This is a genomic window from Streptomyces lasiicapitis, from assembly GCF_014646335.1.
Taxonomy (GTDB): domain Bacteria; phylum Actinomycetota; class Actinomycetes; order Streptomycetales; family Streptomycetaceae; genus Streptomyces; species Streptomyces lasiicapitis.
The window spans coordinates 23794-39529 of the sequence record NZ_BMNG01000005.1 but is presented as its reverse complement, the minus strand read 5'-3'; the positions used below and the strand labels follow the sequence as shown (position 1 = coordinate 39529).

The 15736-nt window shown below is 66.7% G+C and carries 15 protein-coding genes and 1 pseudogene; 13 read left to right on the top strand and 3 right to left on the bottom strand.

What is annotated here, in order from left to right; translation table 11 throughout:
- Nucleotides 1-35: 35 nt before the first annotated feature.
- The 3 genes and pseudogenes from IEY91_RS11785 to IEY91_RS11775 all read left to right on the top strand — a co-directional run bounded on the left by IEY91_RS11785 (nucleotide 36) and on the right by IEY91_RS11775 (nucleotide 3755).
- Nucleotides 36-822, top strand: a pseudogene (locus IEY91_RS11785) (IS5 family transposase).
- Between the two features lie 251 nt (nucleotides 823-1073).
- A complete protein-coding gene (locus IEY91_RS11780) occupies nucleotides 1074-1265 on the top strand; it encodes a hypothetical protein (RefSeq protein WP_189173925.1) in 192 nt (63 codons plus the stop codon).
- 30 nt (nucleotides 1266-1295) lie between these two features.
- Nucleotides 1296-3755 carry a DUF262 domain-containing protein gene (locus tag IEY91_RS11775; protein ID WP_189173924.1) on the top strand — a complete coding sequence of 820 codons (2460 nt, stop codon included), beginning with the start codon at nucleotides 1296-1298 and terminating at the stop codon, nucleotides 3753-3755.
- Nucleotides 3756-4536: 781 nt separating this feature from the next.
- Here the strand turns inward: IEY91_RS11775 and IEY91_RS11770 are convergent.
- Complete coding sequence (locus IEY91_RS11770) at nucleotides 4537-4974, bottom strand: hypothetical protein (protein WP_189173923.1); 438 nt, start codon at nucleotides 4972-4974, stop codon at nucleotides 4537-4539.
- A gap of 20 nt (nucleotides 4975-4994) precedes the next feature.
- Nucleotides 4995-5639, bottom strand: a complete 645-nt coding sequence (locus IEY91_RS11765) for a hypothetical protein (protein WP_189173922.1) — start codon at nucleotides 5637-5639, stop codon at nucleotides 4995-4997.
- Nucleotides 5640-6297: 658 nt separating this feature from the next.
- Here IEY91_RS11765 and IEY91_RS11760 point away from each other — a divergent pair.
- The 8 genes from IEY91_RS11760 to IEY91_RS11725 all read left to right on the top strand — a co-directional run bounded on the left by IEY91_RS11760 (nucleotide 6298) and on the right by IEY91_RS11725 (nucleotide 12566).
- Complete coding sequence (locus IEY91_RS11760) at nucleotides 6298-6537, top strand: SPDY domain-containing protein (protein ID WP_373287928.1); 240 nt, start codon at nucleotides 6298-6300, stop codon at nucleotides 6535-6537.
- A gap of 27 nt (nucleotides 6538-6564) precedes the next feature.
- Nucleotides 6565-7095, top strand: coding sequence for a hypothetical protein (locus tag IEY91_RS11755; RefSeq protein ID WP_229696888.1), 531 nt, complete (start codon nucleotides 6565-6567; stop codon nucleotides 7093-7095).
- A 145-nt stretch (nucleotides 7096-7240) separates the two neighbouring features.
- Nucleotides 7241-8470, top strand: a complete 1230-nt coding sequence (locus tag IEY91_RS11750; protein WP_189173921.1) for a helix-turn-helix domain-containing protein — start codon at nucleotides 7241-7243, stop codon at nucleotides 8468-8470.
- A gap of 119 nt (nucleotides 8471-8589) precedes the next feature.
- On the top strand, nucleotides 8590-9009 hold the full coding sequence (locus IEY91_RS11745; RefSeq protein ID WP_189173920.1) for a hypothetical protein: 420 nt from the start codon (nucleotides 8590-8592) through the stop codon (nucleotides 9007-9009).
- Between the two features lie 173 nt (nucleotides 9010-9182).
- Nucleotides 9183-9542 (top strand): hypothetical protein, encoded by a 360-nt coding sequence (locus IEY91_RS11740; protein ID WP_189173919.1) that lies wholly within the window; start codon nucleotides 9183-9185, stop codon nucleotides 9540-9542.
- A 5-nt stretch (nucleotides 9543-9547) separates the two neighbouring features.
- Nucleotides 9548-10849 (top strand): radical SAM protein, encoded by a 1302-nt coding sequence (locus IEY91_RS11735; protein WP_189173918.1) that lies wholly within the window; start codon nucleotides 9548-9550, stop codon nucleotides 10847-10849.
- Nucleotides 10846-11754, top strand: a complete 909-nt coding sequence (locus IEY91_RS11730) for a radical SAM protein (RefSeq protein ID WP_189173917.1) — start codon at nucleotides 10846-10848, stop codon at nucleotides 11752-11754. The genes IEY91_RS11735 and IEY91_RS11730 overlap by 4 nt, the downstream gene beginning before the upstream one ends.
- Nucleotides 11755-11795: 41 nt before the next feature.
- Nucleotides 11796-12566: a hypothetical protein gene (locus IEY91_RS11725; RefSeq protein ID WP_189173916.1), complete on the top strand. Its 771-nt coding sequence runs from the start codon at nucleotides 11796-11798 to the stop codon at nucleotides 12564-12566.
- Between the two features lie 58 nt (nucleotides 12567-12624).
- Here IEY91_RS11725 and aspS read toward each other — a convergent pair whose 3' ends face one another.
- Nucleotides 12625-13935: an aspartate--tRNA(Asn) ligase gene (gene aspS / locus IEY91_RS11720; protein WP_189173915.1), complete on the bottom strand. Its 1311-nt coding sequence runs from the start codon at nucleotides 13933-13935 to the stop codon at nucleotides 12625-12627.
- Between the two features lie 338 nt (nucleotides 13936-14273).
- Here aspS and IEY91_RS11715 point away from each other — a divergent pair, with 338 nt between their 5' ends.
- Nucleotides 14274-14756, top strand: a complete 483-nt coding sequence (locus IEY91_RS11715; RefSeq protein WP_189173914.1) for a GNAT family N-acetyltransferase — start codon at nucleotides 14274-14276, stop codon at nucleotides 14754-14756.
- Nucleotides 14757-14848: 92 nt separating this feature from the next.
- The gene (locus IEY91_RS11710) at nucleotides 14849-15700 is read left to right on the top strand and encodes a hypothetical protein (RefSeq protein WP_189173913.1); all 852 of its coding nucleotides are present in this window, start codon (nucleotides 14849-14851) and stop codon (nucleotides 15698-15700) included.
- The last annotated feature ends 36 nt before the right edge of the window (nucleotides 15701-15736 follow it).

Sequence of the window (15736 nt, the reverse complement as noted above, 5' to 3'; positions counted from 1 at the left end):
AGTCTGAAACGGTGACTGCCTCGCTTGTTGAGCGGATGGCGCCGGATGGCCTGTGGGAGTTGTTCGAGCGGGTGGTGCCGCCGGCTCCGGAGCGCCCGCAGGGCGGCGGCCGACGCCGGCACGGGGATCGGGAGGTATTGGCCGCGATCATTTTCGTAGCCACCTCGGGGTGCACGTGGAACCAACTGCCGCCGGGCTTCGGTGCCTCGGGAGTGACCGCCTTCCGCCGGTTCACCGAGTGGACCGAGGCGCGAGTGTGGGCCAAGCTCCATCGCCTGGTCCTGGACGAGCTCGGCGCCCGGGGCGAGCTGGACTGGTCGCGGTGTGCGATCGACTCCGTCAGCGTCCGCGCCCTCAAAGGGGGCGGCTGACGGGACCGAATCCGACCGACCGTGGCAAGAGCGGATCGAAAATCCACCTCATCGTCGACCGGCACGGCCTGCCGATCTCGCTCGGGATCTCGGCCGCCAACCTCCACGACAGCCAGGCCCTCATCCCGCTGGTGCGGGGCATCCCGCCCATCCGCTCCCGCCGCGGTCCCCGGCGCAGACGACCCGCGAAACTCCATGGCGACAAGGGATACGACTACGCCCACCTGCGGCGTTGGCTCTCCTTGCGCCAAATCACCCCCCCCGCATCGCCCGCAAAGGCACCGAGTCCTCTCAGCGCCTGGGCCGCCACCGCTGGGTCGTAGAGCGGACGGTTTCTTGGCTGTCCGGATGCCGACGCCTGCACCGCCGTTACGAACGCAAGCCCGAGCACTTCCTCGCCTTCACCGCCATCGCAGCAACCCTCATATGCCACCGCCACATCTCCAAATGAAATGGCGTCTTAGTATGCGATGGAGTGACGTAACGTCACATGTGGGACATGATGGACACATGGCTCTCCTGCTACCTCTGCCGACCACTCATATGCCACCATGAGTGACGGATTGCTCACAGGTGTGGAGCGGTGACGGAGAGAAACCGGGGACATGGAAACTCGCGGGTTTTTGATGCGGCACGGATGTCAGCTTTTCAGTTCCTCAGTGAGTCCAGTCAAGGGCTCTATGCCCCCTCCTATCAGTGTGCATGCGGCTGGAGCTGCCCGAGATCGGACGCCTTCTCGGTGGCGTCGCGCCCGGTCTTGACAGCTTGCCGAGTTCGAGGGGCTCGATCTGTTTCCTCGGTACTTTCATCGCGCTTCGCGACATCAACTACACGATCGTTGAGCCGAAATGCAGGTTGCAGGTCCCTTTCAAGGTGACGCCGAATCTGATCTGATGAAACCTGCTGAACGAAAAGGGACTACGCATGCCTACGCAGGCCAAGGAAATATTCGAGGCGCAGAGTAAGAGTGTCCGCGAGCTGCTCTCTGACAATGGCTTGGGCCTCTATCTGCCGCCCTACCAGCGTCCGTACGGCTGGGGCAAAGACAAGGTCGAGAAATTGCTCGACGACACGCTGCATGGCCTCAAGAATCTAGGTAAGGCGCCGGACAGCTTCACTTTCTTGGGGACCGTAATCACCATCCATGATGTCAACCACGTTACGGTGAAGCCAATTGTCAAGTCCGAGGTCCCGTCCAAGGTCCTTACCGTGATCGATGGGCAGCAGCGTTTGTCGAGCCTTCTGATCCTGCTGGTCGGCCTGCACAACCTCATTCGTCAGCGTGCATGGAAGGTCTTCAAGGGCAAGACGCCGGATCCGACTGACAGCGCTCGGACTCACCTCTACTCGGAAACGAGCGACATCCTGCAGATGCTCGGGGCAGCGTTCTACGAGCGAAAGAACTTCGGAACTACGCCGATCTACCCGCGCCTCATTCGGGCCTTCGATGATCAGTGGGCTAGGGACGAGAAGTACAAGCAGTATGAGTCGCCGATCGCCAATCTTATCTACCAGTACTCATTGCTAGCCGAGAGCGAGTCGGCAAATTTTAAGCCGACGGACTTCAGGCCGACGGCGCGACAGAACGCCGGCGAAGGTGAAGGCGACCTCATCAAGAGGTACAACGAAATCCGCACAGGGTTGACCAAGCTGTCGCAACGAAAGTCCATCGAGGAACTGGAGGATCTGCCGCCGCTAGCAACCCTCGCCACCAACATCGAGTTCCAGCGTGCGCTTTTCAACCATGAACTCGACTCCGAACTATGCGCTTGGCTGGGAGAGTTGCAAGACGAGCCCGAGGCTGAGCTGATGCGACTCGTCATGTTTGCCGCCTATGGCTTGAACCGCATCGCTCTGACGGTCGTCCAAGGCAAGGACGAGGACTACGCCTTCACGATCTTCGAGTCATTGAATACCACGGGCGAGCCCCTGACCGCCTTCGAGACCTTCCTCCCTCGGGTGGTTATGGCAGAGAAGATTCAGGATTACCAGGACTCGGACGCACACGCATACATGAAGGCCGTTCAGGGCTACCTGGACCGTTTCGACGTCGGAGACAAGCTTCAGAGCGCAACTCGAGACCTGCTGGTCACTTTCGCGCTGGCAGAGACTGGAGAGAAGCTATCCAAGCGCCTCCCGGATCAGCGGATCTACATGCGCGATACCTTTGAGCGCCACAAGGACTCAGTCGATGATCGTAGCGCGTACCTGCGCCACCTACGCGACACTGCGGCCTTTATCGGGAATGCCTGGGAGCCCGCGAACAACTCTCCTCGCACGCTACCCGGGCTAGAAGCGACAGCCATGACGGACACCGTGAAATTGTGTCTGGCCTTCCTCAATTCGCTCAATCACACCATTGCCATCGCGCCGCTCTTGCGCTTCTACTCCGAGGCTGTCCAAGCGGACGAAGGGGAAGAGAGGGCCGAGCGCATCGCCGAATTCGAGAAGGCCATTAAGGCAATCACTGCCTTCACGGTCTTCTGGCGAGCAACTCGCCGCGGCACGGGCAACATCGACAGCCAGTACCGTGCGGTCATGGCTGGGGTGGACTCGCTCACGGGCATTGGTCCGCTCGCTCGCCATTGGGCAGCTCCCGATGCGTCGAAGCCTGATCCGATCGTCGACGCCGAGGCGCTGAAGAAGGAACTTGCGGCGCGCTTGTCGCACCCTAAGCACGGCGCTATCCCAAACTTGCCCTCGTTCCTGGCAGATGCTTCCGCGCTACCGCTCTACAAAATTGCCCGCCCGCTGACGCGTTTCCTTCTTCTGGCTGCATATCACGACACAATTGAAGATCTGGAGAATCCGGGACTGATCGTCCAGGGCAAGGCGGGGGTCGCCTCATGCTTCACCGCAGACGGTTGGGATGACGAGAAACACCTCACGATCGAACACATCGCACCACAGCAGGACACGAGCGGGTGGGATAAGGAGTTCTACAGCGACAAGGAGACCGTCCACAAGCTTGGCAACCTGGTCCTGGCTCCGGGCGCTGCCAACACGTCCCTCAGCTCGCGGCCTTGGATCGAGAAGAAGGTGCTGTACGCGGCACTCGGTGCCCCGACGACCGACGACGCCAAGTCAATCCTCAACAGTTCTGGCTTCACTTTCGCGCAGACGACCGAAGACCTAGCGGCCATGTCGCGCTACCTCCCGCACCTGCGAGCACTGGGCCAGCGCGACGACGAGTGGAATCCGACGTTCATGGATCAGCGTGCTGACGTCCTCCTGCGTCTGGCCTACACACGACTCAAGGGTTGGCTTGGCCTGGAGCTGTCTGACTCCAGCAGCGATCTGGTGTTCAAGGTCGACGATGCGGAGATCGAGAACGGTGAGCTCGACGAGAGTGAAAATGCCACGGGCGCGGTTGGAACTGCGTGATGTCACGGGGCAGCTGAGCGGCGGAATGAGATTTGATTGGTGATGTCGGACATGCTGTCCTCGTTTTGTCATCTCCGTCAGCCTCTCGCGCCTAGCTGGGGTGGTTCGACCGAGCGTAAACACGGACAGTGACAGCGCGAGGCGGTCGCTGGCGAGGTTGCCTCCTCACCTGCATCTGCGCATAGCGCACTCGGACGGGTGGTCGTGAGGCAGCCTGGCTGGCAAAGCCAGGTGGGGAGGAACCTTGCCGCTCAACGGCTTGAGTGGAACTGTGCCTCGGGACGTCAGGTGAATGGCTAAATCGGGTTGGTCGAGGCTTGGGGCGCTGCCGCCTGGTAGAGGATCAAAGGCGGTCCAGGCATGCCCATCTGAGTAATTCTGCCCAGCTTTTCGCCAGATCACCAGGGGGGGTGTCGGCACCCCGAAGGCCGCTCTGAAGGCCCTGTGCGCCTGCCGCGTGCAGCACAGGGCAGGGCCCGCGACGCCGCCGCCATGTTGCTGCTTCGGTACGGGGGAGGTTGATGCACACCGCACCACCGAACGGAGGCGACGGACACGGCCATGAGCCAGGGGCCTGATCCTTGGTCGGATCAGGCCCCTGCTGAACTTGATTGGTCGTCTACGGGGACTGCTGCTCTGCCTGGACGACGGGCCCGAGGTCCCGCGTCCGCGCGTTCGCGGAATCGGGGTCACCGGTAAACCGTCTGGCGGAGCGTGCGGGCCACTCGTCGGCGCTGGTGCCGGCACCAGCCGGACGAGCTCGGGCGGTCTGCTCCGTGGCCTACGCGGGTTTTCCGCTCGGCGCGGAGGGTACCGCGTCGTCGAGGGTCACCGCGGGTACCCGGGTGTCGGGCCCGGGGTTGGGTCTGATCGCGTCCACCATGGGGCTGATCACGTCGTACATGCGCTTGGCCTCCTGCTCGTTGATACCTCGGCCCCATTCGGGGCCGTAGGCATCGCGTTCGAGCTCTCGGAGGTACTCGACGAGCTCCGAACCGGTCAGCTCGTACGTGTACACCTTCCCCTTGCGACGGGTCACGGTGACCTCGGTGAGGTCGTCGTATGGCTTGGTCGCTTCCCAGATGTCCTTGGTGTAGGTGATCCGGAACCGGGTGACGCCTGCCGACTTGAGGAGCCGCTGTTCATGTCCCTGCGGTGTCTTCCCGCTCCCACAGCCGCCCACGAGTACAGTTCCGACCGCCGCGGCCAAGGCGGCCACTTCGGCCGCGTTTCCGCGTTTCATGCCACGTCGGCCAGTTCGGCCCGGACGCGGTAGGCCGCGATGGCCGCGGCGAATGTCTCGGCCAGGTATCCATTGCGGTACGGCTCGCCCGCCGTCGGGCGGACGGTCCCGTTGTTGGGTCGACTGATGCCGACGTCACGGAGGATCTTGGTCATGTCCTTGCCGACCTGCTGGGCGCGGACGCCGAGGACCTCAGCCAAGTCGGTGCCGTACATCGCACCGCCGGCTGCCAGGACGGCGTGGTAGGCCCGGAGCAGGAGGCGCGGCACCGCACCGTCCGTATCCTCGTCGTCACCTCCGTCGTCGATCCGGTCTTCTCCGTCCCCGGTCGGGCCTTCCACGGTGGTCGTGGTGCCCGAGGCGGACGCGCTCGCAGCTTCCGGACGCGGGGTGACGGTGTCTGTGGCCCCGCCGTCGACAGTGGCACGTGGCACTGGCAGCCGGGTTGCCGTGTACGGCAGCTTGATCCCTCCATCGCGCGGGAGCGGGACATCGGCTTCCGCCAGGAATGCGTAGGCATGGCCCACCTCCACCAGGGCCACGGCGGCTTCTTTCTTGCCGTCAACCAGGGCAGTCCTGGCCCTGCTGGAGAGATAGATGGCTACTTCTGCTGCGCTGAGGTAGCGCTCGTTGTCTGTCACGGCGGGCTAAACCGACCGCGGCCGACTGCGGAAACGCTCCGCCTGTCGACAAGGTGACCGTCGGCGCGCCCGGCGATGTCCGTTCAATCGGATTTACCTGCAGAAACGCTCCTGGAGCCAGATGGCGCAGGCGGCGTGCACGGACCGTGAATACGCGCTCCCGTGCGCGGGGTTCGTCGGCGCACATCCCCCGAGCGGGCCGTGACCTCAAGGCCATGGTTGACGCGCCAGGACAGCCCGGAGTGACTGCGCGAGACAGTGGCTGACGCCCCAGGCGTCAGCGTGACCCGCCACTCGTCCAGGACGCCGCCGCAGAAGGTCAGTTCGGACAGCTGAACCGCTTTGGGATCGGTGGAGGCTCCCGCCTGCCCGCCAGTTCGCCGGGGGCAGACAGGGAAAGCCCAGCTAGGACTGGTGCGCTGGCACAAGCCATGCCAACGTACAACGCCCTGCCGGAGAACCACCCCCGAACCCACGGAGGCGCCCCTGCACCCGCACCTCCCCATGGAGCCCTCCTACCCCAGCGCGCAGGACCCGGTGTACTGGGTCACCCCCCGCCACGGACTGGTGATGACGGCGATCTTGCCGAGCGGATGGGTGACGTCCTGGCCGGCCCCGCACGACCGCCACCGACTCTGGCTCCTCCTGCACAGTGTCCATGGAGCTGCTGCCACCGCTCGTCCAGGACGCCGACCCGCGCCCTGACCTGGTGGGCTGGCAGGCGTGGGCGGAACCCGTTCTCGGCGCCCCGTACCTGTGGTGCGCGAGCTTCAGCGCCAGCGTCCCCCACGACCTGGTCGCCGCGTTCGCCTCCTCGCTCGCCTCACCGGTCCCGGTGCCCCGCCGCAGCCTGCCCAAGTGCGCCGAGGGGCGGCTCAGCGTCGTCCACCGCAGCTGACGATCTGAGCCGCGAGGAGCCGCTGTTGTGCGGCTCGTCGCCGACTTTCCCTGGGTGCTCGTTCGCTGTGCCCGTCAGCCGAGAGAGATGGAGTTGTGCATGTTCTTCCGACGCCGTGCTCGCGCCGACCGCGAGTTCCGTAAGGCTCAGGAGGAGGGGTTCGCGATGCTGCAGAAGCTTGCGCAGGAGCCGTCGCCGTTTGACGCCGCCCAGGCCGAGGTACCGGTGGCACCGGCCGGATCGGGCGCGGAGTCGCTCGCGCCCGACTTCCCGCCAGCCGGTCTGCGGGCACCGTCCCGGCAGGACGTCGACGGGTTCATGATGCGTTGGGTCCAGCCGCTCGTCATTGACGGCGAGGTCCGTACGTGCCCGCAGTGCGGCGCGTACCGGGACTGGATTGTCTTCTGCATGCGCGATGACACGGTGTGGTTGCGCTGTCGGGCCGGTCACGAGGCGAAGGAGGCGGGCTTGGACGCGGCTTGGTACAACCACAACTCCGGTCCGGTAGACCGGTTCCACCCCACCATCGAAGAGGGGCTGCGTCATCTCGGCCACTGACAGTAGGTACTGACAACGGGGTTGGGCAGAAGCATGGCGGGTGAGCAGAGCGGCCGCCCCGTTAACTCTTAGCGATGGGCCTTCTGGACGTCGTTCGAAGTCCGTACTCTGGCCACAATGCTCCGATCAGCGAGGTGATGCCGACGTGGGTGAGAACGTGATGCTGGGGGACCGGCTCCGGGTGGCACGCAAGACGCGAGGGCTGTCCGCCGCGCAGCTCGCCCAGCGGGTAGCGGTGTCCGCCAGCCAGATTCAGAAGCTGGAGTCCGGCGCGCGGAAGGCGACACCGAGTCTGACCCTCGCGTTGTCGCGGGCGCTGCATTTTGGTCCGGAGGTCCTGACCGGTCAGCCGTACTACGGGGCCCCGGAGGCAGAGGACGGGGTGCACGCCGTCATACCGGAGCTCCGCCGCATCCTGCTGTGCTTCGACACCCCCGATGGACTGGAGACCCGTCCGCGGGCGCTGCCGGTTCTGGCCTCGGAGGTCGACCAGATCGCCGCTCTCCGCCGCGATGCTCGTTACGTGCCGATGGGGCCGCTCCTGCCCCCGGTGATCACCGAACTGACCCACGTCGCGCTCAGTGCGCGCAACGACGAACAGCAGAAGGCGTTCTGGCACTTGGCCCGCGCCTACCGTGCGGTGAACAGCCTGGCCCACAAGATGGGGCACCACGACCTGGGCAACACGGCGCTGGAGCGGGTGCGGTGGGCTGCTGACCGATCTGGTGATCCGCTCATGCAAGTCACCGCCGGCTTCCTCGTCGCAGGGTCGATGCTGCGCCAGGGTGCGACCGACTCGGCTCGTCACAAGCTCCAGGGGCTGCGCCGCGAGCTGGAGCGGCTCCAGCCGGAGCGTTCGTACACCGACGACGCCCTGGCGGTCGACGGAGCCCTGCTGTTGAAGCTTGCGGTGGTGGAGTCGCGGGAGAACAACCCTGACGGCGCCGAGGAGCTCCTGCGGGAGGCCGAGGACGTCGCGCGCGTGGCGGGCAACCGGGACAGCCTCGCTTACGAGATGAGCTTCGGGCCGACGAACATCAAGATTCACGCCGTACACGCGCTGATCGACACGGGCGACAGCGAGCAGGCCCTGGCCCGGCTCACCGAATGGGGCCAGGGCGGATCCGAATGGGCACCCCCGGCCTCGACAGTCGGCGAGCGATCCAGCCACCACTACATCGACCTCGGGTACGCGCGCCTGGCGGAAGGCGACCGCTGCGGGGCGTTCGCCGAGCTGAAGCGAGCGAGGAAGATCGCCCCGAACCACACTCGATTCCACCCATCCGTACGCGAAACGCTCGGGTCGCTGCTGCGTATGGACGCGCACCCGTCCGCCGAGCTGTCTGCGTTCGGCGCGTGGGCAGGGGTTGCCTAGCACAACACCCCTTGCGCTTACGGGAGTTGACTCGATTTGGGTGCGGACAGTTTGTCCGCGCACACCCGCCTTGAGAATGGAATGGTCCTCTCACACCCAGTTGTGAGGGGGCCTTTCCTATGTCGGACGCGATCCCGAGCGCGCGGCTGCCGTTGTGGATGCCCATCGGCAGCGAGCCGGAGCTGTGTCCTGGCGGCACGTGGTGGGACGCCATCCGCGTGCCTGAGCAGGTGGGGCACCGGGCCGTGGCTCTGGTCGAGGAGCAGGTGCTGCCCGTAGGCCCCGTGATCCTCGACGACGGGGGTCGCGAGCCGCGGATGTACTTCCTGGTGCCGGTCGGCACCGCGGCGCGGTGGGAAGAGCCGGGAACGGTCGCGCTGGGGCTGACGTGTCACGTCGTGGTTCCGCAGGCGGATCGCACCTCCAAGCCGGGACTGCACTGGTACCGGTTGCCCACAGGACCGCGAGCGTTGGGCCTTCCCGACGGCCTGCACCCTGCCCTGATCAAGGCGCGCCGGGAGCGTGAGGGCACCTTCTAGGACTTGCTCCGCGGCCCCGGGACTTTGTCGGCCTCCGCGATTGCGCACTGGGCCGGTTGCCGCAGGGCTGATAGGCGCCGCCCCGCACTACTCCCCGAGTGGGGCGGTACCCGCCGGACTCCGGCGGACGCACGAGGTAGTTCAACTCATCCAGCACAGAGAGAGGATCAGCCATGCCTCAAGCAAGGCGAGAGAAGCAGGATCACTTAATCTACGCGGACGTCGTGGACTCCAAGACCAAGGCGGGCGTGTGGATGGGCGAGCGCGCCGCCTTCCAGGAGAAGCAGGGCCGCATCATCGAGGCGCTCAAGGAGCAGACCGACTGGGTCGAGCTGAAGGACGCCGTCATGGTCATCGGCACCGACCCGGCCGGCATCACGGTCATCGCACCGAACCCGACGCTGCCCGGTGTGATCGTCCTCGCTGACGGTGGCTCCCCGGCAGCCTCCGCGAAGCTCCAGAGTGCCGCCGAGGAGAAGGTCCGCGCGGTCATGGCAGAGCTCGGCATCGCCGAAGAGGAAACGGCGGCCTGACCACCATGGCCGTCCCCCGGATGCTGTGGGGGAAGTACTTCCAGTACGAGCGGGATGGGGAAGCGGTTCTCCTCGATCCGGTCGCGCTGGACAGTGTGTTCATCGACTCCGGCGAGGTCCACGACCTCGCCGGGGTCCCCCCGACCGCGACTCATGAAGCCCTCGAAGGGCTCGGCTTCACCCCCGGCGGCCCCGCGGCCGACCGGCGCGAAGCACTCCGTGACCGTCTTCGGCTCCTTGGCCTCGACCCCACCCCCTGCCGCATCAGCGGCCTGCGCGTGGTCCTCACCGACCGCTGCAACATGGACTGCACCTACTGCTTCGTCGACACCAATACCGGCAAGCCGGACATGACGAAGGAAGAGCTCGCGGAGGGGCTGGAGTTCCTGTTCGAGCAGAACGCCGAGCAGGAAGAGGTGTCCATCCAGTGGTTCGGCGGCGAGCCGACCATTCGCTTCGACCTCATGCAGTACGGCGACCAGCTCGCCGACACCCTCGCCGACCGATACGACGTGGCGAGAGTGCGGCGCACGGTCGTCACCAACGGCGCTCGCCTGACCGACGAGGCCCTCGACCACTTCGTCCGCTACGAGTACGGGGTCGGCATCTCCATCGACGGACCCCCGGGCATCAACTCCGCGAACCGGCTGCTGCTCGGCGGGCAGCCTGCCGACGCCCGGATCCACCGCAACGTAGCCAGGTTCATCGCAGCCGAGGGGCTGCACGTGGGCTGCAACCTCACCCCGACCGCCGCGAACATCGGACGCCTCGCCGAAACCGTCCGGTGGATCATCGACGACCTTGGGCTGAAGTTCATCTACGTCAACACGCCCATCCCGACCGCGGGCCACTGGCAGGTCAACGGCACCGACCTGGCCCGTGAGCTGTACGAAGCCCGCATCGCCGCCCTGGCGCGGGGCGGGATGCTCTTCTCCGTCGTGGACCGCGCTTTCCAAGCCCTCGACACCCGTCGGCCGATGCTGCTCGACCACATGCAGGGCGACCACAGCTTGAACGCCGCCCTACTGCCCGGCAGCCGGGTCAGCCTGTGCGACATCAACTTCACCGAGCCGTCGTTCCTGCACACCCTCGACGAGCTGCGAGCCGAACCCAGCCTCTTGGCCAAGGTGGCGAAGAAGGTCGCGCCGATCCCGGAATGCGGTGACTGCCCGGCGCTCGCCATCTGCGGCGGACCGTCCCGCAACGAGCAGTCCCTCATCGGCGGCAGCACCCCGGACCCCCAGATGTGCGCCTTCTACAGGACCACCGTGGAGATCGCGGTGTGGGACAACACGGGGGTGCAATGAGCACCCAGATCCGTACCGCACTGGTGTCCACGGCCGGGCACTGCAAGATCGCCTGCGGATTCTGCTTCCGCGCCGACCGCACGGCCGGCTTCCTCGACACCGCTACGTACACCCGCACCCTGTCGCGACTGAAGGAAGCCGGCGTCGAGGGAGCGTGCCTGACCGGCGGTGAACCGACCCACCATCCGGAGATCCGGCAACTCGTCAGGCTGGCGCACCAGTTCGGCATACCGGTGTCCATGGTGACCTCGGCCCGCACCGTCACTGAGGTCGCCACCCTCTCGAAGCTGGCGCACCTGCTGGAGAACGTGACCGTCTCCGCCGACTCCCAGGGAGCGATGGAGCTGGGTCGCACGACTCGCACGGTCGAGTCCGCCCTCAGCACGCTGCGCGCCATCAGTACCGACACGAAGATCCTGCACGTCACCTGCTGGGATCTGACCGATGGCGAGTGCCAGGACTTGGCCAGCCTCGTGGCCGGGGCTGGGGTGGACCTTCAGTTCAGCCCGGTCGTCCTCGACGCGAGCGCGCTGCACCGCGAGCGCCGATCGGTCCAGGACTACCTCCTTCAGCAGCTACTCGACGCCAAGCTTCTGGACCGCTACTTCCACCTGTCCGAGCGGTACTGGGCCAACCTTGAGGAGCTGCGGGCCCTGCACTTGCCCCCGGACAAGGGCGAGCGGCGGCGGTGCTGCGCAGAGAGCGCGTACGTATCCGCCGACGGCGACCTGCGGCGCTGCCCCTACGGCCAGGCGTCGGTCAGCGTCCATGCGCCCCGCGCGGAGATCCACCGGTTCCTCACCGACCCGGCGCAAGACCGCGTGACTCCGGACTGCGCCGCCATCTGCCGCCCTGCCGACCTGGCTGACGAGTACGACACCTCGTGCGACATCGCGTCGGCGTAAGGCCGGCGAGACACCCCCGACACGTCTTCCTGGACTGCTCCATGACGATCACAACGCCCGAAGACTTCACCCGCCGATGGCGCCAGCCCCCGAACTTCCCGCTGGAGATCCCCTTCGACTACACATTTCTGCCCGCCGTCGACGTCCTCGACTACCTCCGCAAGGACGAGGAGGTCAGGTTCACGCTCCTCGGGGACGACGACTGGCAGGTGCGCATGGACCGCACCGCTGCTTTCCGCACCGCACCGATCGAGGAGATCATCAGCTGGCCGTTCAGGCTGGTGCACTTCAACCTCACCCGGTTCTACAGCGACCTCCTGGACGACTTCCCGGAGGAGGTCATGGTCCCGTGGCGGACCCACCTGTCGGCCCTGGGCTTCACCTGGCAGCGCCTGGCACCGATCCTGTTCCTCTCCACCGAGGGTGCGTCCTCGACGTACCACAACGACAACTCTCATGGCCTGGTGTGGCAGGTCTACGGCACCAAGACGTTCCACAGCTACCTCGATCCCGACAAGCACCTGTCGGCCGAGGCGGCGGTCGTCGGTGAGACCACCGGCGAGGAACCGCCCGAGTACGACGTAGCCGACCGCCAGTCCATCACCATGCGGCCCGGAGACCAGCTGTGGAGTCACGCGCTGACACCGCACTGGGTCACCACGGCGTCCGCGCTCGCCATGAGCGTCACCCTCTCCCACGGCGGACTGTGTCACCAGGGCCGCTTCTCCGAGCGTGAGCTGGCGCTGCGGGCCTACTGGGACAAGAACCCCGCCGAGGCGTGGACGCATGACCTGCGCAATGTCCGGTACTGAGACCGCGTCCCACGGCACGAGGCAACCGCTCGTGCCGTGGGACGCGGCCCGCGGCCGATTAGGGGGTGAGCCGGTTCGGCCCGCGGAAGAGAAAGGTCGCCTCACGGATCGAGTCCAGGCCGAGCATCACCATCAGCACCCGCCCAAGCCCCATGCCGAGCCCACCGTGCGGAGGGCACCCGAACCGGAACGCGTTCAGGTAGTCCTGCAACGGCTCGGTGTTCATGCCCTTCTCGGCGGCCTGCTTGAGCAGCACGTCGTAGCGGTGCTCGCGCTGGGCGCCGGTGGTGACCTCCAGGCCCTTCCACAGCAGGTCGAAGCTCAAGGTCACATCCGGGTCGTCGGCCGATCGCATGTGGTAGAAGGGCCGGATGCCGACCGGGTAGTGCGTGATGAACACGAACTCATGCCCGGTGGCCTCCTTGATGTGAGCCGAGATGCTCCGCTCACCCTCCGGGTCCAGGTCCTCCTTGCCCCCTTCCGGGTCCCAGCCGCCCTTACGCAGGATCTCGTGCGCCTCGGCCATGGTGATGCGCGGGAAGGGCGTCGTGGGCACGGTGACCTCGACGCCGAAGTGCTCGGCGATCGCCTCGCCGTGCGCGTCGGCGACCTTCGCGATCGCGTGGGCGAGCATCTGCTCCTCGAACGCCATCACGTCCTCGACGCCGTCGATCCAGGCGAGCTCCACGTCGACGCCGGTGAACTCGGTGGCGTGCCGGGAGGTGAACGACGGCTCGGCGCGGAAGACCGGCCCGATCTCGAAGACCTTCTCGATCCCGGCCGAGATCGCCATCTGCTTGTAGAACTGCGGCGACTGCGCCAGGTAGGCGGAGCGGTCGAAGTAGCCGAGCTTGAAGACCTCCGCGCCGGACTCCGAGGCGGTGCCCATGAGCTTGGGCGTGTGCATTTCGGTGGCGCCCAGCCGGTAGGCGTACTCGCGCATCCCCTGTTCCAGGGTGGTCTGCACTGCAAACAGCAGCTGGATGGCCGGGCGGCGCCGGACGTCCAGGAAGCGCCAGTCGAGACGCTGCTCCAGGCCGGTGTGCTCGTCGATCGGCAGCGGTGTGGCGGCCCGGTTCAGGACCTCCACCTTCTCGGGGACGAGCTCCAGGCCGCCGAGGTTGACCTGGGCGGCGTCGACGATGCGGCCGGTGATCCGTACGGCGGACTCGGGGGTGAGGGCTTCGAGCTGGGCCTCCAGCGGCCCGTCGTCGCGCTTGTGCGTCACCTGCACCATGCCGGTGCTGTCGCGCACGATGACGAACTGCATCTTGCGCTGCAGGCGGAGGGTGTTCACCCACCCGCAGACGGAGACGGTTTGGCCGTCGTGTTCTCGCAGGTCGGAGACGTGTACGCGGCTGTGGATCATTTCGGTCCTCCGAAGGACGTCGTCATGATCCCTTGGGAGTGCGGGCGAGAAGGGTGCTCGCGGTACCACCGCACTTTCGCCGCCAAGAGCTGGCGGCCTCATTCAGGCCCGGTGACGGGGGCCAGCCGGCGGGGCATTGGACCACGACGTGGTCGTTCCTCCCCGCGCTCGGGAGGGTCTTCACCTCGGGGCGCGAGACCGCCTTCCCAGCTACCGGCGGCTCTCTCGGCTCGCGTGATCCTTGGCTACTCGTCTCCGTCAGCGCGTTGCCCAGCAGGATACGGACCTCGCGGGCACCGCCGCAATCAAGAACGCACCCATGATCGGGAGGACCTGCTGTGACCGCGTCCGTGCGACGGGCGGTGGCCGCCGACGCCGGGGAGCTGGCCCGCCTTCGACATCTTTCGCTGACCTGCCCGGCTGTGCCGTGGACCAAGCCGAGGGCAGTGCCGGACGGGCCGTGGGTCAAGGAGTGCGAGGAGGCCATCGCCGCCCTGCTCCGCGACCAGGACACGGTCGCCGCGTTCGTGGTCGACGCCGCACCCGGCCACATGGCGGCCTGCGCGATGGGCTTGCTGCTGCCCCGGCTGCCGGGTCCTAGCAGCGGCAAACCGTTCAACGGTGACATCAGTACCGTCGCCACCGATCCGGAATTCCGCGGGCGCGGCTACGCGCGGGCCACAGTGACAGCGCTCATGGACTGGATGACCGTCAGCGGCTGCAAACGCATCAGCCTTGCCTCCAGCCCGGAGGGCGAGCCGCTGTACACGTCGCTCGGGTTCACTTACGACGACCCGCGTATGTCCTGGCGGGCCCGTTGAGAGCGCGACACGGCCACGACCGCAGCCCCCCGCTCGACCAGCATCCGGCTCGCGACGACGCGGCGCTACGGCCAGTGGTGGAGGACGCGGCGATGGGGCGGTGGGAGAGCGCCCGGGATCTGCTTGCCGTGACGGGCCCGGACTGGGACCGGAGGATCTTCCGTCTCCAGATCCTCGCCGAAGCGGGGGCGCGGCTCAGGTTTGCCGACACCTGGGCCAAGGCCGAGCCCCGCTCTCCGCACGCCCTCGCTCTCCTCGCAAACGTGCAGGCCCTACGCGCGATGATCGCCGGGCGCGATGCCGGACGACCCCTAATGGAGGAAGCCTGGTCCACCTGCCACACCGCTCTGGACGCGTGGCCCCAGGACGTGGCGCCGCTGGTCGTCATGCTCGCGCTGCTGCGTACCCACACCCCCGACCGGGACACGCTCGGCCGAGTCTGGGAGGAGATCAAGCAGCGCGACCCGTGGAACCGCGAAGCGCACCATGAGGTCGTCACCTACATGTTCCCCCGCCATCACGGCGCTCAGGGTGAGGCGGCGTGGTGGGCCGAGGAGCAGGCGTCCATCGCCCCGCAGGGCTTGCCCGTCGCCGTCCTGCCCCTGGTCGTCCTCGCGGAGGCACACCGGTCCCGTCAGGAGCAGGACGGGAAGGCGTACGGGCTGACGATCCACCCCTGGGTCGATTGCCCGCAGATCGACCCGGTGCTGGAGCGGTGGTGGCGCTACCGCGCCCCGCGCCCGCACGCCTGCTTCGCCGATGACGCCAACTACCTCGCTCACGCCTTGTCGTTCGCGAACCGGCATCACGAGGCCCTGGAGGTCTTCGACGCGATTGGCCCGTACGCCACCCAGGTCCCGTGGGCGTACTGCGGCCAGGCCCGCGAGCTGTTCTTGCGGCACCGCGGCTGGGCCTACAGCCCGCCGCGCCGCCGGCGCCGCTGAGTACCCGAACCATCCCCCTTTCACGTACGAAGGACG